The sequence below is a fragment of the Thalassotalea psychrophila genome, assembly GCF_031583595.1.
Taxonomy (GTDB): Bacteria; Pseudomonadota; Gammaproteobacteria; order Enterobacterales; family Alteromonadaceae; genus Thalassotalea_A; species Thalassotalea_A psychrophila.
The window spans coordinates 2,460,012-2,481,336 of sequence record NZ_CP134145.1 but is presented as its reverse complement, the minus strand read 5'-3'; the positions used below and the strand labels follow the sequence as shown (position 1 = coordinate 2,481,336).

The window sequence follows — 21,325 nt, the reverse complement described above, 5'->3', positions numbered from 1 at the left end:
TACTGCGTTATTAATTTTGACAAGGGAATTACCATTATCTGCAATCAATGCCTTGTATATAAACCTTTTAATTCTCGCTAAATGAGCAATTATTTAATGGATTTGGTATTAATTGGTGTATTAAAGTAAGTATTGCTTGAGTCTAATTTTAGCCTAGGTAAAATACACCCATTCAAAAAGCGCATATTTTTAAAATGCGTTTATTAATCTATTAATTATTCAAATAAAATGAGGTCAATAATGACATTTACTGCAATTACTGATGCCCTAGCGGGTAAATCAGCTGTTGGCGAAACAGTGACAGTAAAGGGTTGGATCAGAACCCGCCGTGACTCTAAAGCCGGTATTTCCTTTTTAGCTATTCACGATGGTTCGTGTTTCGATCCTATTCAAGCAGTTGTGCCAAGTGATTTGAATAATTATGAAGAAGAAGTTTTAAAATTAACTACTGGGGCATCAGTTTCTGTAACCGGTACGCTTGTTGAGTCTATGGGTAAAGGTCAATCGTTTGAAATTCAAGCGACGAATGTTGAAGTACTTGGTTTTGTTGAAGACCCAGATACTTACCCAATGGCGGCAAAACGTCATTCAATTGAATTTTTACGTGAACAAGCTCATTTACGTAATCGCACTAATATAGGCGGCGCCGTAACTCGCGTTCGTAACTGTTTAGCGCAAGCTATTCATCGCTTCATGCATGAAAAAGGTTACTTCTGGATCAGCACGCCTCTAATTACTGGGTCTGATACCGAAGGTGCAGGTGAAATGTTCCGTGTAAGTACGTTAGATTTAGAAAACTTACCTCGTGATGATAAAGGTGCAGTTGATTACACCGAAGATTTTTTCGGTAAAGAAACATTCCTAACGGTATCTGGTCAGCTTAACGCTGAAACGCTAGCCTGTGCCATGTCTAAGGTTTATACCTTTGGTCCTACATTCCGTGCTGAAAATTCAAATACTTCACGTCATTTAGCAGAGTTTTGGATGATGGAGCCTGAAATTGCCTTTGCTGATTTAGGCGATGCAGCTACACTTGCTGAAGAAATGTTACGTTATGTATTTAAAGCTGTTTTAAAAGAACGCCCAGATGACATGGCTTTCTTCCAACAACGAGTTGATAAAACCGTTATTGACCGTTTGCAATCAGTAGTCGATTCAGACTTTGTGCGTATGGATTACACCGATGCTATCGATATCTTACAAAAATGTGGTAAGAAATTTGAAAACAAAGTTGAATGGGGTGTAGATTTAAATTCAGAACACGAACGTTACCTTGCTGAAGAGCATGTTAAAGGTCCACTGGTATTAATGAATTACCCGAAAGACATTAAAGCTTTTTACATGCGTTTAAATGATGATGGTAAAACAGTTGCTGCTATGGATGTACTTGCGCCAGGTATCGGTGAGATCATTGGTGGCGCACAACGTGAAGAACGTTTAGATGTACTTGATATGCGTTTAGGTGAAATGGGCTTAGACAAGGCTGATTACAGTTGGTACCGCGACTTACGTCGTTACGGCACTGTTCCTCATGCTGGTTTTGGCTTAGGCTTTGAACGTTTAGTTGTTTATGCAACAGGCATGCAAAACGTTCGTGACGTGATCCCTTTCCCACGTACACCGAATAATGCTGATTACTAATATATTTGCTGCGCATTTATATAATAATTAAAATAAAAAAGGCGCATAGCGCCTTTTTTGTATTTAAAATTAAAACATTTAAATTTAACATACAGATTAAGTGATAGTTACAAATGTAGCATTCAAGGCCTGACTTAAATCTTTAGGTGCGAGTTCAATTTCTAAACCACGTTTACCAGCACTCACATAAATGGTTTGATGCTGCTCTGCACTTTGATCAATAACAGTAGTTAATAATCGTTTTTGCCCTAATGGACTAACTCCTCCTAATACGTAACCAGTGCTTCGCTCTACAGTTTTAGGTTCTGCCATTGACACCCTTTTAGATTTACTAGCTTTGGCAAACAGCTTTAAATTTAATTGCTGCTCTACAGGTACAATTGCCACTAGAAGTTTATTTTGCTCATTAACGACAACTAACGTTTTAAATACCCTACTTGCTTCAATGTTAAGTTTCTCTGCGGCCTCTATACCATACGAAGCAGCATTTACATCATGGATGTATTGATGAACCTCAAAATCAATTTGATATTTTATAGCGAGATTTATTGCAGGAGTCATAGCGTACCAATAAGTATATTACTGCCAAATTTCAATAAAATCATCAGCAGTTTTTCTTGTTTTGTTAGGTAATTCTTTACTCTTAGAGCCAATATATATGAAGCCAACAATGTCATTGTTGGCTGATATACCAAGCCCCTTTTTTACTATATTGCTATAAGCTACATCACCTGTACGCCACATAGAACCAAACCCTAACGCAGTGCTAGCCATCTGTACTGCATGGGCAGCACAACCAGCAGTAACTAATTGCTCTTGTTCCGGTACCTTTGGGTGCTTTTTATAATCTGTTGATACCACAATGAGTAATGGCGCCCGGTAAGCCATTTTTTCGGCTTTAGCAATTTTAAACTCGTCGTTTGTTATCGCTTTAATTGCATCAACATATATGTTGGTTAACTTTGTTAAACCATCGCCTTCTATTTGATGAAATTTATAAGGGTTTAATCCAGCATGATCAGGAACTGCCATGGCGGTAGCAAAAATGGATTTTAATTGTTCAGGTGAAGGGCCGGGTTCAGCTAAGAAACCATTTGATTGTCTTGATAATAAAAATTTAATCGCGGACATAAATTGAATTTTAATAAATGAGAATGATTTAAATTAACATAAAAACAGACCTGAAAAATAATTTTCAGATCTTTTTGGTATTTTTTCAAAAATAAATTTATTCAATTGGTTTTACATCATCTTCTTCAGGTTTAAAAAGCCAGTAATCTAAACTTACGTATCGGCCCGCACCAATAAAAAATAATGCTAATAACATAATAAAATAAGTGGAGGCGAATTCTATACCATTATTTAGTAATACCACATTACCTTTTTCGTAAAGCCATTCAGGATTACCATTCTTATCTACAATTTCTCTAATCTTAGTTAGTCTTGTACCTGCTTCTTCGCTATTTTGTAGACTGCTATCGGCACTTTCAAAGCCAACCCAAGAAAACACCTGAGCTGAACTGGTATCTGGATTCGTAGGAGTAACAGCGAACCAGCCATTATCTAAATGAACAGTTGTTGCCGCCACAATCATGGTAAACATTAAGGGAATACTGAGTAAACGTGTTGCTAAGCCAATTAAAATTAACCAACCTCCAAAAAATTCAGTCCACGCGGCTAAATTGGCTAAAATTTCAGGAAATGGTAATCCAAGCCCCCACTCTGCATTCCCAAACCACTCAGCAATTTCAGGTTTGACCATAATTTGTTCAAACAGATCAAGTTCACTATTACTTAATTGCATCTTGTTATAGCCCGCGATAATAAATACTGGCGCTAAAAAAATTCTTATTAATAAAGCAGGTATAGCATCTAGCTTCAACAACTTATCAACTACCGTGTTATATAAATTTATGATATTCATTTTTGTCCTTAAATTAGTATTTATTTTATTTCTATATTTCAATAACTAATAAGAACATTGTAGTTCAAATTATATTTCATACATTTTTTGTTTAAACAATATGTGTAATTTAACGATTAATTGTAAATATTTTTTAATATAGAGAAGTTAACAAAGATCTTTTACTCATTGCGATGTATATTGAATATAAGAAGTAATTTTCAACAAGACGTGAGGATATATGTCTGAAAAACCAAGTTTTATTAAAAAAGTATTCAATAAATTATGGGTAATATTAAATACCTCTAGAAAGGTGTTTTTAAATTTAGTCTTTTTTGGCTTCATCATATTTTTATACAGTGTATTAACTGACGACTCCCATGAAGTTAAAATTCCTGATAAAACGGCTTTAGTTCTTAACTTTTATGGCACCATTGTTGAACAAAAGCATACTGTTGATCCGGCTGATGCCATAATGCAAGAAGCATTTGATCAAAAAGAAGAGAATCCTGAAATGTTGATCACAGAGATTAAAGATGTGATCAAAACGGCTAAAAATGATGTTCGAATCAAATCATTAGTTCTTTACCCTCAAAATTTGCAACGTGCAGGCTTACATCATTTACAAGAAATTGGTGCAGCCATTAATGATTTTAAACAGTCAGGAAAAGAAGTTGTCGCTTTTGGAGATTATTTTAGCCAAGACCAATATCATATAGCGTCATACGCAGATAAAGTATGGATAAACCCTGAAGGTGCGATAGTTCTAGAAGGTTATGGCCGTTACAGAACTTACTTTAAAGCAGCGTTAGACAAACTTAATGTTACTGCACATGTATTTAAAGTTGGAACTTATAAGTCCGCTGTTGAACCATATCTACGAGACGATATGTCAGAAAAAGCCAAAGAAGCAAACAAACAGTGGCTTGATCAGCTTTGGACAAGTTACAAGTATGATATAGCTGAAAACCGTAATTTGGATATGGCTAACTTTGATGAAACCGCTGTTGGCTTATTAGCAAAGCTTGAAAAAGCAGAAGGCAGCTTTGCTTTATATGCATTACAAAGTGGCTTAGTTGATGAACTTAGAACTCGTGAACAAATTCGGCTTGCTATGATAGAAAAAGTTGGTAAAGCAACAAGTGGCGATCATTTTAGTCAAATTTCTTACAAAGATTACTTAAAAGCAAATAAAGCCCCTTTCCCAGTTGTTAATCCTATGACTGATAAAGTTGCAATCATTGTTGCCAAAGGAACTATTTTAAATGGAGATCAAGAACCAGGTACTATAGGTGGAGATTCAACTGCCAAACTTTTACGAAAAGCTCGTTTAAACGATAAAGTAAAAGCGGTTGTTTTAAGAGTAGATAGCGGTGGAGGCAGTGCTTATGCTTCAGAAATCATTCGTCAAGAAGTTGAATTATTAAAAGCAGAAGGCAAACCAGTTATTGCTTCAATGGCCAATTATGCTGCATCAGGAGGTTACTGGATTTCAGCATCAGCAAATGAAATTTGGGCATCACCAAATACCATCACTGGTTCAATTGGTATTTTTGGTATGTTTCCTACATTTGACCGTGCCCTTGATAAATTAGGTATTCATACTGACGGTATAGGTACTTCTGAATTGGCTGGCCTTGGTGTTAGTCGTCCATTAGATAAAGATATTGGTAATATCATTCAAGCAAGCATTAACCGTGGATACAAAGAGTTTATAACTCTAGTTTCTGAAAATCGTGGTATGACGCTCGAACAAGTTGATGCTATCGCTCAAGGTCGTGTTTGGACTGGAGCTAAAGCTCAAGAGTTAGGATTAGTTGATAAACTAGGAAATCTTGATGATGCAGTTATTGCTGCTGCAGACAGAGCTGGTTTAAAGACTTATGACACTTGGGTTGTTGAAAAAGAGCTTAGTGCAAAAGATATGTTTTTAAGAAATATGTTTGAATCAGCACAAGTATTTTTACCTGAAAGTGAATCTACTATGATGAACTTATCTAACCCTACCCTCAAACAACGCATTATGGCAATGATTAATGAGTTTGAAAGTATCAATCAATTAAATGATCCTAAAGGTGTGTACTCGTTCTGCTTAGCTTGTGAAGTGAACTAAACTACAGTTTTATAAACTAATAAAAAAGCCTCATATTTGAGGCTTTTATTTTGTGACAATTTTAGTAGATTAAAAGAGTTTCACGTTACGACTTAACAAATACCGCTTTTACTCGTGCAAGTAAATCTTTCTCATCTTCTAACAATGCTCCACAATTTAACCATTGCTTTAGTTTCGTTGTAACATTGATTTCTTCACCCTGCACCATCTTATCTGATAATAATTGAACCTGAACGGCCAACCTTTGTTCAGAAAACTGTGCTGGTGATTCGATGTTAGCAAGAATTTCAAGTTCTAAAGTGATCTGTTCGCGCTGCTCTTTATTACTTTCTTTACCTAGAGCCAATTGAACGGTTTTTTGCCAACTCGCTGGCAAAGCTAGGTAACAGCTGTTTTGATCAAGATTAGACTCACTAGTAATGTCTGCCATAACGCTAAATAAATTAACGAATACTTGCTGTTTTGCTGCAGATTGAGATGCTTTAATCTTAGCCTTGACATTATTTTCAGCAGTTATCGCTTGATTCAATAACGCTTTAAGTAAAGGTTTCGTGCTTTTTAAGTTACTGATCAACATTTCAATGTCGGCAAGTAGCTTTTGTTGTTCTTTTAATTCAACAGCCGAAGTTACTGCGTCATTTAATGTAGTTAATTGTGATGTAAATTCATCGGCTTGAGCAGTTAATTGTACTTGCTCTTGTTGTTTAATTTCATTGCGTTTGGCAAAAGCTTTATCATTAATTTTTCTAAACGACATCCATAGGCTATTTTCTTTATTCGGACCTGCATGGCCTATATCTTGCCATTTATGTTGTAAAGATTTAAGTTCATTAATCGCTGAAAATACATCTTCACTGTCAAGTTGCAGCTTTGCCTTCTCAATTAATGCCTGTTTTGCTTCAGCGTTATCATGGTGGAATGCATTAATAGACTTTTTAAGTGGTTCTACTAATTTATTAAATTTAGGCTGTATTTTTACATATTCTGAACGGTCTACTTCACCAGAATCACGCCATTCTTTTAATAGTTTATGTAGTTGATTATCAATGTCACGCCAATTTACTTGTTCAGCTTTTGATTCTGTCAAAAGAACATCAAGTTTGCCGATTATTTCCAACTTTTGTTGCAAATGATTTGCTCTAATATTTGCTTGTTCTGCATAAAAAGCACGACATGGAGCAAAAGCAAGTTCACAAGCTTCGTTAAAGTGGTCATTCAGCTCTTTATCTAAAAGTTCATCTGCATGGCCTAACGAATTCCAATGTTTTCTGAACGTTTTTACCTGCTCAGCTTGAGCTGTAGGGTTATCTAATGGTTGTTCTACAAGAGCTTTGATTTCAGCTAACATTTCTTGTTTACGTGGTGTTACAACGAATGCTTCTAGTTCATGTAATTCATTAATTTTGCCGGTAACCGTTTCAAAATCTGAAGTTAATCGTTCTTGCTGACTTACTGACAAATCATTAAATAAATAAGTTAGTTTTTTATGCAGACCAAAAGCTGATTTATATTTTCCATTTGCCATTAAACGTTTTAATTCAGACACTTTTTTGCGGAAATGCTCAAATGCTAAATGTTGTTCTTTCACAAGCGGTTTGAGTGCTTTAGACCAACTACTTTGCAATTCATCTCTGGCACTAATAATAGATTGTGGTAACACATCATTAGCCAAATCATTTATTTGCTGCCATTGTTGTTGCCACTGTTCAAAAACAGGTTTGCGAAGATTTAGCTCCTCTATTGTTGCAGGAATAGCTAAGGTAGATAATTTAGAAATAAGTGATGTCGCACTGCTTACGCATTCTGCAACTTCAGGTAATTGGTTCAGCTTCTTATGTAAGCTTTTAACTTGTTTATATAAATTATCTTTCTCTGAATCGACTACTGTAGATGACTCAATTTGAACATTTATGTTGTCTAAATGTTGACTGACTTTAAATTCATCTAGTTCAGTATTTTCAAATACTGCTTCACTAATCTGCTGAGAAATTATCGTTATTTCAGTATTAATTGCTTGTTTTTCGGCTTGCTGCTTAGTTTTTTGATCTTTTATAAATTGCTCGTGTAAGTAAACTTCTTCTCGTTGAGCAAAATGTTTTTTCAATTGCTGTTGTATATGTTCATATTTATCAAGGTGTTGTTGTTTTTCTTCGATACTTAAATTTTCGAAATCTGCAACAACAGTATGCCATTCTTCCTCTAAAGAACCTTTACGCTCTTGCATATCAGCAAAGTCTTGCAGGTCTTTTAAGGCAAGTAACTTTGATAAAAGTAACTGTAATTGCTTTTTAATTTTTTCTGGTTTAGCAGCAAGCTCTTGTAAATTTGTTAGTTTATTAACCAGCTCTGTTTTAAATTCGCCATCACTTAATTTTTTATCAAGTTTCTCAAGTAAGCTGATTTCATTAATATCTGATAAAATTTCACGCTGTAAATCAATATTGTCGGTTTTGACCATGAATTGAGCTAGAGAATGAGGTTTGTTTACTTTAGTAATTAGTGCCTGTAATAGTACATGATCATGTTCAATCATCAGCCAGCTTTCTAAAAACGATGCTTTGTCACACTGTTTTAAATAACTAACTTTTTGAGATGCAGTTATTACATTTCCAGGTTCTAAAATTTGTAATTGCAGACGTTGATGAGCGAACTGGCGAATATTTAATTTATTGTGTGTATTAGCACAGCTAAGAAATTGATCTACATTATTTAGTTTAAGCAGAGCAGCTCTGCAAACTAATTCACTAGTGTCATGTTCTATCAACTGCTTAATAATTTCTACATTACGTTGCTCAAGTAAATCGAATTCTTGAATTGCTTGTATACGAACGTTGGCATCTTTATGCTGCCACTTTGCTTTGAAAAATTTGTCAAATATCATAAGTTTGTGAACCTGGCTATATCATCATTGCTATCTGAAGCTTCAGCTGTTGCAGCTTGTTTAAATTGTTTTTTTAACTGGGCTTTGGTTTTATGAACGATGCCACCATCACTGCCGATAGTAAGAATATCATCACTATTTAAATGTCTTGACTGATAAGCCATAGCAAGCTGAAGAGCCGAATCTCTTTGCGCTTTATCAACAGGAGTGCCTTCTGGCCATTTACCAGTTTCAGCCGCATGTTTAAGACGTTCATACATTTCAATCGACATATTATCGACAACTTCAAAAAGATCCATGACTACTCTACTTCTTCTTTAACATTAAAATTCTAACACGATTTATGATATACCAAGAAAAACCTAAAACGGCACTTCCTGCAGCGATATTATATTGCCATGACTCAGGAGAAGGCTCTCCCCAAAACATAAAGCCAAAGCCACCACAAAATAACAACATGGCGACCATAGACTGATTCATTAATTTTTGCGAAACTTCAAGACGAGTTAACTGTTGCATATTAACTCGTTGTTCCTCATTTAAATCACCTAAAATACACTGGCAATGATTACATACAGCAGCTTTAGATGATATTCGTTTTGAACATTTAGGACAATTAATTAATGCCATAGAGACCTCTCAATTTTGTATGATTAATTTTACCTAAAAAAAACGTCCTTGCGGACGTTTTTTTACAAATTAACTCAATTTTTTTCTAAAAAATAAGTTAAAGCTTCTTTTCCCATATATCAGCATTCTTAATACCAAGTTTTTTAGGATCAAATGTGTATTTTTCAACACCTGCTTTACGCTGCTCTTCATAATCTTTTAATGCTTTAAGCGCAGGTTTTGACATAAAGAAAATAATTAGGATGCCAACTATATTTAACCATGCCATAAGACCTACACCAATGTCGCCCATCCCCCAAGCTACGTCGGCAGCTTTTACCGTACCGTAAAAGGTTGCAGTCATTATTGTTGCTTTTAACATGAAAGTTAACGCTGGTACTTTAAATGTGCGTCTAATCCAATAGATATTATTTTCAGCAATAAAGTAATAGGCCAATATTGTAGTAAAGGCGAAAAAGAATAATGCAACGGCTATAAATGGTTTTCCTACACCAACAAACACGCTATCTACTGCCATCTGAGTAAATGCAGGACTGTTAGCGGCTACTTCTGCAGCTACATTTTGAATAATAAACGCATCACCAACACCATGTACATTGTATGCGCCAGTAATAAGGATCATAAATGCAGTTGCAGAACAAACAAATAACGTATCAATATAAACTGAAAAAGCTTGTACTAAACCTTGTTGAGCCGGATGATCTACTTCAGCAGCAGCTGCTGCATGTGGACCAGTTCCTTGACCTGCTTCATTTGAATAAACACCGCGCTTAACACCCCAGCCAATTGCTGCGCCAACACCTGCCATAGGTGTAAAGGCATCGTTAATAATTAACATGAATACATGTGGTAATTGGTCGATGTTTAAACCAATGATAACGATTGAAATTAAAATATAAGCAAGCGCCATAAAAGGTACTACTATTTGAGTGAAATGAGCAATACGCTTAACACCACCAAAAATGATAAAACCGAGTAATAACACAATTGCGGTAGCAGTATAAATTTTAGCATAACTAATAACGCCCAATGCAGTATCAAGAGTACCTGCAGTACCAAAGGCTTGCTCTACAGCTTCACCAATACCATTGGATTGCACCATAGGCAGCATAACGCCACAGGCTAAAATTGTTGCTATGGCAAATATCCAGGCATACCATTTTTGTCCCATCGCTTTTTCAATGTAGTACGCTGGACCACCGCGATAAGCGCCATCATCTTCTTCTTTATAAATTTGCGCTAATGTTGATTCAACATACGCTGTCGACGCACCCAAAAAGGCAACAACCCACATCCAAAATACGGCACCTGGTCCACCAAAACCAATAGCAGCAGCAACACCAGCAATATTACCTGTACCAACACGGCCAGATAATGAAACGGCTAAAGCTTGAAAAGATGAAATACCCTTATCTGAACTTTTACCTGATAACAGTAAACGGTACATTTCTCGAAAGAAACGAACTTGTACAAAACGAGTTTTGTATGAGAAAAACAGACCAGTACCTAAACAAAGGTATATTAAAAATGGACTCCATATAATGCCATTTATAAAATTAACAAACTCTAGCAAAGTAAACCCCTAAAAATTATTTCTATTTATTGTTATGTAACCCGCACCACTGTCATATATGTATGTGGGTGTTATTTTTTGTATATGCTGAGTTCATAATTATGAACTCAGCTTAATATGACTTATCTTAGATCATCTACAACATGATAGATAGCAGTCAAAGTATCTCTACCAAGGATGCTGCTACGATTGTCATTCCAACCAACAACAGGATCAGGTAATAAGTCATTGTCTTTAAATGGCATTTCTACGGTATAAGCCAAACACTTAAACTGCTCACCAACCCAGTTTGAGCCAACAGTTAAGTTTGCCTTGCCAGGTTCGTCTTTGTCATAGCCGCGACTATCTTGAAACTCAGGAGTGATTGCTAAAAGAACATTTTTAAATCTTTCTTCTAGCATTTTAATATGTTCATTGTAAGAAGGAATACCTTCACAACCGGCAACAAAATTAACCGGTAACGCTTCATCACCATGAATATCTAGATGCATATCAACACCAACTTGCTTCATCTTTTCTGTTACAAGATAAACTTCAGGGCTTTTTTCCATTGACGGTGTTTGCCACTCGCGGTTTAAATTAACCCCAAGTGCATTAGTTCTTAAGTGACCACGATACCCTCCATCAGGGTTCATGTTAGGTACCATGTAAAAAACGGCCTTACTAAATAAAGCACGGGCAGTACCGTCGTCTTCATCAAGTAAACGGTCAATGAAACCTTCCATAAACCACTCAGCCATCGTTTCACCGGGGTGTTGACGAGCTGTTAGCCAAATGTTCATTTTTCCTTCTTCAGGTTCACCAACTCTTAATAAGCTGATATCCCGGCCATCAAATGTTTGCCCTAACACTTCAAGTTTACAGTCTGCGTCAAGCTGCGCCTGATGAATCAAATCTTGATGACGTTCATAACTATAAGGCACAAAATAAGCAAAATACATTGAATCGAATTCAGGTGTTACTGTAATAGTTAAATTTTGACCATCAAATTCTGTTGGTACTCTAAACCAGGAAATACGATCATAAGAAGCAACTGCTTGATAATCCTTCCAACCTTCAACATAAGCCGACTGACCCGCATTGGTGATAGTTAAAGTATGTTCACAACGGTCGTTATTGTGTAATTTAAAATGAAACCATTGATAATAATCAGATTGATTATCGTGTTTTATTTCAAGTTGTATATCGTTAGCTGAATCAGCTTTAATGACACGAATATTACCACTATCAAAATTTGAAGAGATTTGCATAGTAAACCTTTTACTTATTTAAAAATTTGAATAAGTGTACACAAGTGTTTGCTTGATAAAAAGCAAGACGAGAAAAAATATTACAATATTATAATCATATAACTGTAAAGAGATTAATACTGACGAGAAATATAGAATCTGTTTACTATCGACTACGAAGGAATAGACCTAGCTCTGTAGAGTAACCCATTGATCTATGCTCTATTTTACCAAGTTGATCTAGTACATAATAACTTGGGTACGCAGAAACCTGATAGCTCTGTTTAACCTCTTCATTTCCGAATAGAATTGGAAAAGACAGGTTTAAATCTTCTGAGAAAGCCGCGACTTCTTCTTTATCTACAAAATCTAATGCGACAGCAACAATACTGACATTATTATCTCTTTCATAAATATTTTGTAAGTTATGAATACTTACTCGACAAATTGCGCACCATGGGGCAAAAAAATAGACTATGGTGTTATGTTCGAGACCTTGTTTACTAAGATAAATATATGCATTTTCGCCGCTAAGAGTGGTTAATTCAAAGTTTGGCGCTGTATCTTCATGCCAACTAGACAACATACTGGTTTCTCTAACCATTGATACTAAGTTGACTACAAGTACGATAATTAATAACTGAGCAATAAAACCTTTCAATTTAAAATCCTAAAAATAACCTTCATATTTAGTAGACCATCATTGAATAAGATCTATTTCTATATTTAGAAACAAATAAGCCAGTGACTCTCATCACTGGCTTAGTATTCATTCTAAAAAAATGAGTAATTATGCTTTTGGTAAATTCTGGAACGTAACACCAGCCATTTTATGCATAACTTTAACTACCTGGCAGCTATAACCAAACTCGTTATCGTACCATACGTATAATACAGCGCGATCGTCTTCAACGATAGTTGCTTGTGAATCAACAACACCAGCAAAACGAGAGCCAACTAAATCAGTAGAAACAATTTCAGTAGATGCTGTGTAGTCAACTTGCTCACGCAATGGCGAGTCTAACGAAATACCACGCAAATAATCGTTTAATTCGTCACGACTTGTACCCGTTTTAAGATTTAAGTTCATGATTGCCATTGAAACGTTTGGCGTAGGAACACGAATTGCGTTACCCGTTAATAAACCTTTCAATTCTGGTAATGCTTTAGCAACAGCCTTTGCTGCACCAGTAGAAGTAATAACCATGTTAAGAGGAGCACTTCGGCCACGACGCTCTGACTTATGGAAATTATCAATTAGGTTTTGATCATTCGTGTATGAGTGAACTGTTTCAACGTGGCCATTTTTAATACCGTACTTATCGTTCAGCGCTTTAAGTACAGGAGTAATAGCGTTAGTAGTACAACTTGCAGCTGATACAATTTTATCTTCATCTAAGATCATATCTTGGTTAACACCGTAAACGATGTTTTTGATATCACCTTTACCTGGTGCTGTTAGTAACACTTTACCAACACCTTTAGATTGAAGATGTTGACCTAAACCGTCTTCATCAGACCAAATACCAGTATTGTCTACAACTAAGGCATCGTTGATACCGTATTGGGTGTAATCTATCTCGCTAGGTGAATTAGCGTAGATAACTTTAATGTAAGCACCATTTGCGCGTATTGCACCTTGGTCTTCATCAACTGAAATACTGCCATTAAATGCACCATGAATTGAATCACGACGTAATAATGAAGCACGTTTTTCAAGATCACCACCTTTACCTGGGCGAATAACAATCGCACGCAAACGTAAGTTAGCCATTGGTCCGGTACGTTCGATAAGTAATCGGGCTAAGATACGACCAATACGACCAAAGCCATATAGTACAACATCTTTAGGCTCTGGAGCGTCTTGCTCTTTTAATGGTGCTAATTCTTTCTGTAGGTATTGTTCAATAGTTAAATCATTCGCTTCGCCTTGAAACAAGTAACGATATGCTAATTTACCAACATCTATACTTGCTGGACGTAAGTCCATTTTGCTTAACGCTTCTACAAATGGGAAACTTTCGCGTAAACGTAATTTGGTTTCTTCATGAGTACCAACATATTTATGTGCTTTGATAATATCAATAGCAGAGGCATTCACTAATGGACGTCCATATACTGAAACCTCAACACCAAAGTTACGGTATAATTGGCCAATAATCGGTTGCATTCTTTCAGCGAAATCTTGGCGTTCCTGCCAACTCTTTTGGTACATTTCCTCATGTTGAGAAGTCATTACATAAACCTTAACTGTTAAAACTAAAATGGAATTGCATCGGTAAATTTATTAAAAAACCGGTGCAATATTAAAATTCGGGGGTATTGTAATTGATGTTGTAACTTTTCTCCACCACTTACAAAACTTATTTACTAGTACCATCTGCAGGCACAAAATCGAGGCTTAGTGAGTTAACACAATATCGTTTATAAGTAGGTGCGGGTCCATCATTAAAAACGTGACCAAGGTGAGATTCACAACCCTTACACTTGATCTCAGTGCGCTGCATGCCATGACTACTATCATCGACATAAGAAATAGCGCTCGTAATAGATTCAAAGAAACTTGGCCATCCACATCCAGATTGGAATTTTTTAGTACTTAAAAATAAAGAGCATTGGCAACAAGCACAATTGTAACTGCCCTGCTGCCAATGCTCGTTGTACTTTCCTGAAAAAGGTGACTCAGTGGCTCCTAACCGACAAACTTGATAAGCGTCAGCAGATAATGTTTTTTTGAATTTATCATCATCTGAACTCATTGATTCTCACCTTTAAACTTGTTTTATCGGACGACCCGGTTCTGTCCAGTGCACGTGAAACTTTTGCGTTACGGGCTTATCAATACGTTTAAATGTATGTGCACCAAAATAATCACGCTGACCTTGTAAAAGGTTAGCAGGTAAAACATCACAGCGCATAGAATCATAGTAACTTAAAGACGAAGAAATTGCGCCAATTGGAATTCCCATCATCGTTGCTTTAGCTACTGCAAAACGCCAATTTTGTTGATATTGACTTAACTGTTCACTAAAGAATGAATCAAGTAATAAATTTTCAAGTTTATAATCACGTTCAAATGCATCAGTTATTGATTGTAAAAATGCGGCACGAATAATACATCCTGAGCGCCAAATTTTAGCGATAGAAGCGAAATTTAAATTCCAATTTTGTTCAACACTAGCAAGCTTCATTAATTGGAAACCCTGAGCATAAGCACAAATTTTTGCACAATATAAAGCATCATGTAATTGCGTAACCATTTCTAGCTTTTTCTCTTCAGTAAAACGCTCAACTTGTGGGGCTGAAAGCGTTTTTGAAGTTTGCTGGCGTAATTCCTTAAACGAAGAAATTGAACGAGCGTAAACAGCTTGAGAAATTGTCGGTGCTGGACAACCAACTTCTAATGAACTTACCGCCGTCCATAAACCAGTGCCCTTTTGACCGGCTTTATCAAGAATAAGATCAACAAGGTGCGAACCTGTTTCAGGGTCTTTATGACGTAATACTTCAACAGATATACCCATTAAGTAGCTGTCCAGAACACCTTCGTTCCACTGAGAGAAAATATCAGCTATTTCATCACATGAATATTGTAGGCCTTCACGAAGTACATGATAGGCTTCACAAATCATTTGCATATCTGCATATTCAATACCATTATGTACCATCTTTACATAATGGCCCGATCCTGCTGGACCTATATAGTCTGCACACGGCTCACCTTCTTCGATAATTTGGCCTGGTTCGGTACGCTCAATTGGTTTACCGGTAACAGCATCTACTTTAGCAGCGATAGCACTCCAAATAGGCTTCACTCGAGTCCATGCATATTCAGACCCACTTGGCATTAAAGCAGGTCCAAATCTAGCACCTACTTCACCACCAGACACTGCTGATGAGAAAAAGATGAAGTTATCTTTATAAACTGATTCTCTTTTAACTGTATCAGTCCATAAACTGTTGCCCGTATCAATAACAATGTCATCAGGTTGTATACCCGCTCCAATTAAGTTTTGACAAACTTGGTCAACTATCTCGCCTGCAGGTACTGATAGTACGATTAAGTGTGGTGCTTTTAATTTTGAAAGTAATTCTGTATATGATGAACAGCCAATAACTCTAGGTGCTTGATTATTGGTTTCTAATACATCCTGCTGAATTGCTGCTGCAACTTTTTCTGAATCTAAATCAAAAGCAGCAATTTTATAGCCATTGTCGGCTAAATTTAGTACAAGGTTTTTCCCCATAACACCAAGACCGACAAAGCCGATATCACATTTACTTGTGTTGTTTGACATTTAAAATATTATCCATTTTTTCAATGATTTTTTATTAACTGATATATTTTGCCATAAATAGCTTCATTTTGTAATGTTTACAAACTAATTAAGCAAAAATCTAATAAAACTACACGTAAACACAAATAAAGCTTGATATTTCGCTCAAATGTTGTAATTTTACAACATAATATTTTCCATAAGGATTTTAAGCATGAAGAAAATTGCAATTAATGGTTTTGGCCGTATCGGTCGATTAGTATTTAGAGCTGCCGCTGAGCGAAACGATGTCGAAGTAGTTGCGATCAATGATTTGATTGACATAGATTATATGGCTTACATGCTTAAATATGACTCAACTCATGGCCGTTTTAAAGGCACCGTTGAAGTTGTAGATAATGCTTTAATAGTAAATGGAAAATCTGTTCGTATCACTGCTGAACGTAATCCTGAAGATTTAAAGTGGAATGAAGTTGGCGCTGAGATTGTTGTAGAATCAACAGGTTTGTTTTTAACTGATGAAACAGCTCGTAAACACATTGCAGCTGGTGCAAGAAAAGTAATCATGTCAGCCCCTTCTAAAGATGCAACGCCAATGTTTGTTGCGGGTGTTAACTTTGATGAGTATCAAGGCGAAGATATTGTTTCTAACGCATCTTGTACTACAAACTGTTTAGCGCCGCTAGCGAAAGTTATCAATGATAACTTTGGTATTGAGAATGGATTAATGACTACCGTTCATGCCGCAACAGCTACTCAAAAAACAGTTGATGCACCGAGTGCTAAAGACTGGCGCGGTGGCCGTGGCGCTGGTCAAAACATTATTCCTTCTTCTACCGGAGCAGCTAAAGCTGTTGGCCGAGTTATCCCAGAGTTAAATGGAAAGCTTACCGGAATGGCATTTAGAGTACCAACTCCAGATGTTTCAGTAGTCGATTTAACTATTAACCTTAAAACTCCAGCAAGTTATGAAGACATTTGTGCCGTAGTAAAAGAAGCTTCAGAAGGTTCTATGAATGGCATTTTAGGTTATACCGAAGACGCTGTTGTTTCAAATGACTTTATTGGCGAATCATGTACAAGTGTATTTGATGCTAAAGCGGGTATCGCTATGACCGATAAATTCGTAAAACTTGTATCATGGTATGACAATGAAATGGGTTACTCAAATAAAGTCCTAGATTTAGCTGCACATATGTTTGCATATGAGGAAGCTGTTATCCCAAAGCGTTTAGCTAGCTAATTTATTTAGCTATTTGAATTTAGTTAGTTAACAAAAAGAACCTTTATAGGTTCTTTTTTTGTATAACTAGGTTTAAGTAAAAAGAAAACACCTTCATAATCATTTGGCGCATTGTGAAGAGAAAAAGTACTCACAATGCGCTTAATTTGGTACTTTTTCGGTATTTAGAATCTTTGAGTGTCAGCGGTATTTGTTAACTTTAACCACGTCATCCTCGAGGAGCTCAAGCGACATCGGGGACCTCCTCCAGTTAAATTGTGGTTATATAAAGCAAGAAATAAAAGGGCAAGTTTACATGGTGCTGACAGAAACAAAAAAGGCCGCTAATGCGGCCTTCATTCTTATAAATCAAACGTTACAGACTATGCAAACTGCTTAGCTGCAGCTACTGCGTTTTTAGTGATTTCAGTAATTTTAGCCCAATCTTTATTAGCAACCGCGTCATTTGGCACTAGCCATGAACCACCAATACAACTTACATTGTTTAAGCTTAAATAGTTACCCATGTTATCTTGGTTAATGCCACCGGTTGGACAAAAACGGATATTAGGAAATGGACCTGAAATTGATTTAATTGATTTTGAGCCACCAACCGCTTCTGCAGGGAAAAACTTAAAGTGATCAAAACCCGCATCAATACCGGTCATTAGTTCTGATATTGAAGCAATTCCTGGGATCAGTGGTATTTCTGACTCTTTCGAAGCCGCTAATAACTCTTTGGTTAAACCCGGGCTTATAGCAAATTTTGCCCCCGCATCAATTGATTGCTGTAAGGTTTCTGGATTTATTACTGTACCTGAGCCAATCATAGCTTCAGGAACATTAGTAGCAATTTCTTTGATCACAGCTAATGCATTAGCTGTTCTTAAAGTCACTTCAAGAACATTGATACCGCCAGCAATTAATGCTTTTGCAATGGGTACTGCATCCTCAACATTTTCAATTACTAATACAGGAACAATAGATCCCAATGCAAAGATTTCTTCTGGCTGAGTTTGCCATTTATTTGTTAAAGACATAGGGCCTCATTTTTGTTTTGTTGAATTAAAAAGGCGCTAGCACCTATTAAACCAGGTTGTGATTCAGTAATTACAAAAGTCGGTATTTTCGCATTAAAATGCGTAAATCTGCCTTTTGCTTCGAAACGGCGTCTGAAACCGCTTTCTTCAAAAAATTCTAAAAATCTCGGTACAATACCACCAGCAATATAAACTCCACCAAAACTGGCTGTTGTTAATGCTAAATTGCCCGCAAAACTGCCTAACGTTTTACAAAACTGTTCCATCGTTTCTAAACATATATCGCAAGTTTTTTCGATTGCGCGGTTTGATATTTCTGCTGCATCAAAGTTGTTAGTATCAACATCTCTATAGTGACAAAGTGCTTGATATATTTGCTCAATACCTAATCCGGAAAGTAACTGTTCATAAGATACGCGCGAATACTTTTCTTTTAAGTAGTTTAAAATTGCAACTTCAACATCATTGATTGGAGCGTAGTCTGAGTGACCTCCTTCACCGCCAACACTGATCCATTGGTCATTACCCCAAATTACGTTGGCAACGCCTAAACCAGTACCTGGACCACATATTGCGATAGGTTTGTGATTGACAACCTCACCACCACCTACTTTATATTTTTGCCATTCATCTAAACTATTAATAGACCAAGCAATAGCTGTATAGTCGTTGATCATGTAAAGTTTATTGAAGCTTAAATCTGCTTTTAACTTTGCCTTAGAAAAGCTCCATGGCAAGTTGGTCATATCAATTAAGTCTTGATCAACAGGACAAGCAATAGCCAAACATGCGTTAACGTTTTGTTTACTGCCATTGATTGAAAACAGTTCAAAATAATCATCAATTACACTACGCAAACTTGGGTACTCAGAACATTGATAAGTCTTTAAATTCTGAGTATTTCCTAATTCATCTATCATTGCGATACGAAGGTTGGTCCCTCCAATGTCAGCAACAATGTTAATAGTATTTACTGTCATCAGACTTATTCCTCAGAAAACAAAGAACATGCGCCAAGCTCAGCACCACTCAAATTACTTCGCATAAAGCCAAACATTTCTCGGCCCATACCTTGATGTTCATGGTGTGCAGCAAATTTAGCTAATGGACGCTTTGCTAACTCTGCTTCATCAACTAATAATGTTAATTCCCCCGTTATGCCGTCCACCAAAATCATATCATCAGTTTGAACTTTAGCGATCAAACCGCCATCAAGTGCTTCTGGTACTAAATGTATTGCAGCAGGTACTTTACCTGACGCACCAGACATTCGACCGTCGGTAACTAAGGCGACGTTAAAGCCTTTATCTTGCAGTACACCAAGTGGAGGCGTTAACTTATGACATTCAGGCATACCACGGGCTTTAGGGCCCTGGAACCTTACTACTGCAACAAAATCTTTATCTAATGCACCTGATTGGAAGGCTGCATCAAGTTCATGCTGATCTTCAAACACAACTGCCGGTGCTTTAATCACTTCTTGACCAGGACGCAATGAAGAGGTTTTTAATACAGAGCGACCTAAATTACCTTTAAGTAATTTTAAACCACCATCAGCTTTGAAAGGAGAACCAGGATTAGCAATAATCTCTAAGTCGCCTGATTCAGTTGGACCATCAATCCAAACAAGTTTGCCATCTTGCATTGTAGGAACTTGTGTATAACGCTCTAAACCTTGACCACAAATAGTATCTACATCTTCATGAAGTAAACCAGCATCAATCAGCTCTCTAAAGAGTAATGCCATACCACCTGCTTCTTGGAATTGGTTGATGTCAGCAAAACCATTAGGATAAATACGAGTCATTAACGGTACAGCATCAGATAAATCAGCAAAATCATCCCAATTAATAATAATCCCTGCTGCGCGAGCAAACGCAATAATATGCATGGTTAAATTTGTTGAACCGCCCGTTGCTAGTAAAGCAACAATGGCGTTAACAATAGATTTTTCATCTACCATTTTACCAACAGGCACATAATTACCCGATTGTTGAGTTAAACGTGTCACTTGTCGTGCTGCAGCTTTAGTAAGCTCTTCTCTAAGCTCCGTATTAGGAGCAACAAACGAAGCACCAGGTAAATGCAAGCCCATGACTTCTACCACTAATTGATTTGAGTTTGCTGTACCAAAGAACGTACAAGTACCCGGGGCATGATAAGACGAAGATTCAGCTTCTAATAACTCATCTTCCCCGACTTCACCCTTAGCAAATTGTTGTCTAACACGGGCTTTTTCTTTATTTGGAATACCAGAAGGCATTGGCCCTGCAGGTACAAACACGGTTGGTAAATGACCAAAAGTCATTGCAGCAATTAATAAACCGGGAACTATTTTGTCACAGATACCAAGCATTAACGTGCCATCAAACATATTATGAGAAAGCGCTACAGCAGAAGACATGGCAATAACATCTCGGCTCATCAAGCTAAGATCCATACCTGGTTGGCCTTGAGTCACACCATCACACATTGCCGGTACGCCACCAGCAAATTGTGCTACACCACCAGTATCTCGAACAGCCTGTTTAATAATTTCAGGATAAGTTTCATAGGGCTGATGCGCTGACAACATATCGTTATAAGCCGATACAATAGCTACGTCACTATGATTCAACTGTTTTAAAATAGACTTATCTTCTTTACCACAAGCGGCAAAACCATGGGCTAAGTTGCCACAAGATAAGGCAGAGCGATGAACTTTTGAAGACTTAGCATTGTCTATTTTTGCTAGATAATCGGCTCTTTGAGTTTTACTTCTATCAATTATGCGATTAGTGATCGCAGTAATATTTGCATTCATTTTGATATTTGAC

Annotated in this window: 18 protein-coding genes; 3 read left to right on the top strand and 15 right to left on the bottom strand. The window is 36.7% G+C overall.

Annotated features, from left to right (window positions below):
- Window positions 1-240: 240 nt before the first annotated feature.
- Window positions 241-1,641: an asparagine--tRNA ligase gene (asnS, locus tag RGQ13_RS10090; RefSeq protein WP_348389627.1), complete on the top strand. Its 1,401-nt coding sequence runs from the start codon at window positions 241-243 to the stop codon at window positions 1,639-1,641.
- Window positions 1,642-1,737: 96 nt separating this feature from the next.
- On the opposite strand, the gene ybaK is transcribed toward asnS, so the two are convergent.
- The 3 genes from ybaK to RGQ13_RS10075 all read right to left on the bottom strand — a co-directional run bounded on the left by ybaK (window position 1,738) and on the right by RGQ13_RS10075 (window position 3,565).
- Entirely contained in the window at window positions 1,738-2,202 is a 465-nt protein-coding gene (gene ybaK, locus RGQ13_RS10085) for a Cys-tRNA(Pro) deacylase (RefSeq protein WP_348389626.1), read from the bottom strand.
- A gap of 18 nt (window positions 2,203-2,220) precedes the next feature.
- Window positions 2,221-2,772, bottom strand: a complete 552-nt coding sequence (locus RGQ13_RS10080) for a nitroreductase family protein (RefSeq protein WP_348389625.1) — start codon at window positions 2,770-2,772, stop codon at window positions 2,221-2,223.
- Between the two features lie 97 nt (window positions 2,773-2,869).
- Window positions 2,870-3,565: an HvfX family Cu-binding RiPP maturation protein gene (locus tag RGQ13_RS10075; protein ID WP_348389624.1), complete on the bottom strand. Its 696-nt coding sequence runs from the start codon at window positions 3,563-3,565 to the stop codon at window positions 2,870-2,872.
- A 220-nt stretch (window positions 3,566-3,785) separates the two neighbouring features.
- On the opposite strand from RGQ13_RS10075, the gene sppA reads away from it, so the two are divergent.
- Window positions 3,786-5,657, top strand: a complete 1,872-nt coding sequence (gene sppA, locus RGQ13_RS10070; protein ID WP_348389623.1) for a signal peptide peptidase SppA — start codon at window positions 3,786-3,788, stop codon at window positions 5,655-5,657.
- An 85-nt stretch (window positions 5,658-5,742) separates the two neighbouring features.
- Here the strand turns inward: sppA and RGQ13_RS10065 are convergent, their stop codons facing one another.
- The 9 genes from RGQ13_RS10065 to gndA form a co-directional block, all read right to left on the bottom strand.
- Window positions 5,743-8,538 (bottom strand): DUF349 domain-containing protein, encoded by a 2,796-nt coding sequence (locus RGQ13_RS10065; RefSeq protein WP_348389622.1) that lies wholly within the window; start codon window positions 8,536-8,538, stop codon window positions 5,743-5,745.
- Complete coding sequence (locus RGQ13_RS10060) at window positions 8,535-8,837, bottom strand: YeaC family protein (protein WP_348389621.1); 303 nt, start codon at window positions 8,835-8,837, stop codon at window positions 8,535-8,537. The genes RGQ13_RS10065 and RGQ13_RS10060 overlap by 4 nt, the downstream gene beginning before the upstream one ends.
- A 7-nt stretch (window positions 8,838-8,844) precedes the next feature.
- A complete protein-coding gene (locus RGQ13_RS10055; protein WP_348389620.1) occupies window positions 8,845-9,168 on the bottom strand; it encodes a hypothetical protein in 324 nt (107 codons plus the stop codon).
- Between the two features lie 97 nt (window positions 9,169-9,265).
- The gene (locus RGQ13_RS10050) at window positions 9,266-10,741 is read right to left on the bottom strand and encodes an alanine/glycine:cation symporter family protein (RefSeq protein ID WP_348389619.1); all 1,476 of its coding nucleotides are present in this window, start codon (window positions 10,739-10,741) and stop codon (window positions 9,266-9,268) included.
- Window positions 10,742-10,863: 122 nt separating this feature from the next.
- Complete coding sequence (locus tag RGQ13_RS10045) at window positions 10,864-11,991, bottom strand: M14 family metallopeptidase (protein ID WP_348389618.1); 1,128 nt, start codon at window positions 11,989-11,991, stop codon at window positions 10,864-10,866.
- A gap of 145 nt (window positions 11,992-12,136) precedes the next feature.
- Entirely contained in the window at window positions 12,137-12,631 is a 495-nt protein-coding gene (locus RGQ13_RS10040) for a peroxiredoxin family protein (RefSeq protein WP_348389617.1), read from the bottom strand.
- Window positions 12,632-12,760: 129 nt separating this feature from the next.
- Window positions 12,761-14,206: a glyceraldehyde-3-phosphate dehydrogenase gene (locus RGQ13_RS10035; RefSeq protein WP_348389616.1), complete on the bottom strand. Its 1,446-nt coding sequence runs from the start codon at window positions 14,204-14,206 to the stop codon at window positions 12,761-12,763.
- Window positions 14,207-14,333: 127 nt separating this feature from the next.
- Complete coding sequence (msrB, locus tag RGQ13_RS10030) at window positions 14,334-14,729, bottom strand: peptide-methionine (R)-S-oxide reductase MsrB (protein WP_348389615.1); 396 nt, start codon at window positions 14,727-14,729, stop codon at window positions 14,334-14,336.
- A 12-nt stretch (window positions 14,730-14,741) separates the two neighbouring features.
- Entirely contained in the window at window positions 14,742-16,268 is a 1,527-nt protein-coding gene (gndA, locus tag RGQ13_RS10025) for an NADP-dependent phosphogluconate dehydrogenase (protein WP_348389614.1), read from the bottom strand.
- Between the two features lie 193 nt (window positions 16,269-16,461).
- Here gndA and gap point away from each other — a divergent pair, with 193 nt between their 5' ends.
- Window positions 16,462-17,490 carry a type I glyceraldehyde-3-phosphate dehydrogenase gene (gene gap, locus RGQ13_RS10020; protein ID WP_348389613.1) on the top strand — a complete coding sequence of 343 codons (1,029 nt, stop codon included), beginning with the start codon at window positions 16,462-16,464 and terminating at the stop codon, window positions 17,488-17,490.
- A 362-nt stretch (window positions 17,491-17,852) separates the two neighbouring features.
- Here gap and RGQ13_RS10015 read toward each other — a convergent pair whose 3' ends face one another.
- Genes RGQ13_RS10015 through edd form a run of 3 tightly spaced genes read right to left on the bottom strand, consistent with a single transcriptional unit; the run spans window position 17,853 to window position 21,312 of the window.
- Window positions 17,853-18,509, bottom strand: coding sequence for a bifunctional 4-hydroxy-2-oxoglutarate aldolase/2-dehydro-3-deoxy-phosphogluconate aldolase (locus RGQ13_RS10015; protein ID WP_348389612.1), 657 nt, complete (start codon window positions 18,507-18,509; stop codon window positions 17,853-17,855).
- Window positions 18,500-19,489, bottom strand: coding sequence for a glucokinase (locus RGQ13_RS10010; protein ID WP_348389611.1), 990 nt, complete (start codon window positions 19,487-19,489; stop codon window positions 18,500-18,502). Before RGQ13_RS10010 ends, RGQ13_RS10015 begins: the two co-directional genes overlap by 10 nt.
- A 5-nt stretch (window positions 19,490-19,494) precedes the next feature.
- Window positions 19,495-21,312, bottom strand: a complete 1,818-nt coding sequence (gene edd, locus RGQ13_RS10005) for a phosphogluconate dehydratase (RefSeq protein ID WP_348393396.1) — start codon at window positions 21,310-21,312, stop codon at window positions 19,495-19,497.
- Window positions 21,313-21,325: the final 13 nt, after the last annotated feature.